Genomic DNA, 2,077 nt, shown 5'->3' on the forward strand with positions numbered 1-2,077 from the left:
CTGATTATGATGAGGCTTTGAAATTAAAAAATAGTTTTACTTATAAATTAGGAGAAGAATTTATTAAGGCTAGTAAGAATTGGTATGGGGGGGGGTATATCAAGTTTTACTTCAAAGATGTGCCTAGGTTGAAGAGAGAGTATAATAAAAACTAAATTTCATTTCTTTTAGTTTTTATTATATAATTATAATGTATAATAATAACTTATTTTGTATTAAAAATAAAATTTTTATAAGGGATCTTTTATGCATAATCCGAATTCGGCTATAGAAAGAGTAAAAAATCATCTTGCTTACAAACTAGGTCAAGCTATGATTGATTTTACAAACAGTAGTAGCGGGGTAGGGTATATAGCATTATTTAAAAAACTTTATAAAATTAAAAAACAACACAAAAAAGAACAAAAAATTTATCAACAAACCATACAAGTTTTTCCTCAACTCAAATATCCAAGTTTAGAAGCATGTAATGATTATGAGCAAGCTTTAAGATATAAATTTCATTTGTCTTATATGCTAGGTGAAGTTTTAATCAAAGCTTATCAAACTTGGTATATAGGCGGTGGATTTAAATTAAAAAATAATATTAAAAAAGCAAATAAAGAATTTCAAATTTTTAGAGAAATTTTTAAAGAATTTGATCAGATTAACTCTAGCATCCTTGAAGGTTTGATAGATAATAAACAATTATTTTTAAAAGAATTTTCAAGAATAAAAAATATATTAAAAATTCATCAAGATTATAAAGCAATATTAGATAATATCTTTCACAATTTTAATTATTTTATACAAAATTTCGATCTTATAGAAGAATGGTTATTATCAGATGATTTCAAAGAAAGATACAAAAAAGAAAACCATCCTTATCCTTCATTACTTGATCCTAAGAAATTAAATGATAAAAATGAAAAAATCAATTATCATAACATACCAGCTGAACTTGCTTGGGAGATGAATTTGCCTTTACCGGATAACTATGAGTTTGTGTGGCTATGTTCATCTTTATCAGGACATGGTGCAATGACAATGTATTTGGAACTTTGTGAAGTAAATATTTGCAAATATATTCATCATGACCCATTTATTATATATTCTAACATTTTCATGCAGTTGCTAAACAGTCCTTTAAAATATAATGTCATAGCATATACTGATTACACTCATGTTTATGTTTCTAGAGAAGATCTTGAAAGATTTTTAAATCTTTTAAATAAAAATAAACCTGTGTTATATTTGGTTAGGGATCCAATTTCGAGATTAAAAACTGGATTAAATCACATAAATTTTAAAATTGATAAACTCGATTGGTTTTATTTGAATACGCCTATAGATAGGGTTTTAGATAGAGATACATATTATTTCGGATCCCCTATACCAACTTGTGAGCATATAAAAACTTATTGGATTTATGCTGAGAGTTTTTTTAGATTAAAATTTTTAACACAATTTTTTAAAATAGAAAAAATTACTTACTTAGACATGATTAGTATTAAGCCTGAATATGCTTATTGTACTTTTGATAAATTAAATACTTTATATTGCTTTAGAAAAAAACTTTCCCAAAAAGATGTTGATAATGGTATGGCATATGATGAATTGGGTGTTTTATTCCCCATGACATTAATTACAAATTTAAAAGACTTAGATAAAAACAATACTGATGAAGCATTTGAAATTTTAATTACAACAAAACAACTCTTTAAATTACATAAAGTGAAAAACTATATCGAAATTAACTTTATTTTATTTGAAAATAAAATAACTTTTGAAAATTTGATTTTTTGCATTTCTAAAGAAAAAATAGCTTCTTTTCGAAATAATATAATTATGATAAATTGTGTTAAATCCTACATAAAAGAGTTTATAAATAAGCTTAAGATAAAAATTGATTTAAAAAAAGAACATTTAATAAATGAAAAGCAGATATTATTATTTTTTAAAGAGAATAAATCAGTTGCTAAAAATATAGAAAAAAATATTAAAGAAGAATTAACCCATATCAAACAACATCGTCCGGATATAGTAGCATCATGGAAATACTATCAAGAATTTGAAAAAATGTGTAAGGAGTTAGATG

General features: G+C 24.3%; 1 protein-coding gene and 1 pseudogene. Both read left to right on the forward strand.

Annotated features, from left to right (window positions below; genetic code table 11):
* Window positions 1-155: pseudogene (locus ELQ10_RS08695) on the forward strand (alpha-2,3-sialyltransferase); the annotation flags it as partial.
* A 91-nt stretch (window positions 156-246) separates the two neighbouring features.
* A partial coding sequence (locus ELQ10_RS08490; protein ID WP_134250462.1) for a DUF2972 domain-containing protein occupies window positions 247-2,077 on the forward strand: 1,831 nt, incomplete at its 3' end.

The organism is Campylobacter sp. US42a, assembly GCF_004379055.1.
Classification (GTDB): Bacteria; Campylobacterota; Campylobacteria; order Campylobacterales; family Campylobacteraceae; genus Campylobacter_D; species Campylobacter_D jejuni.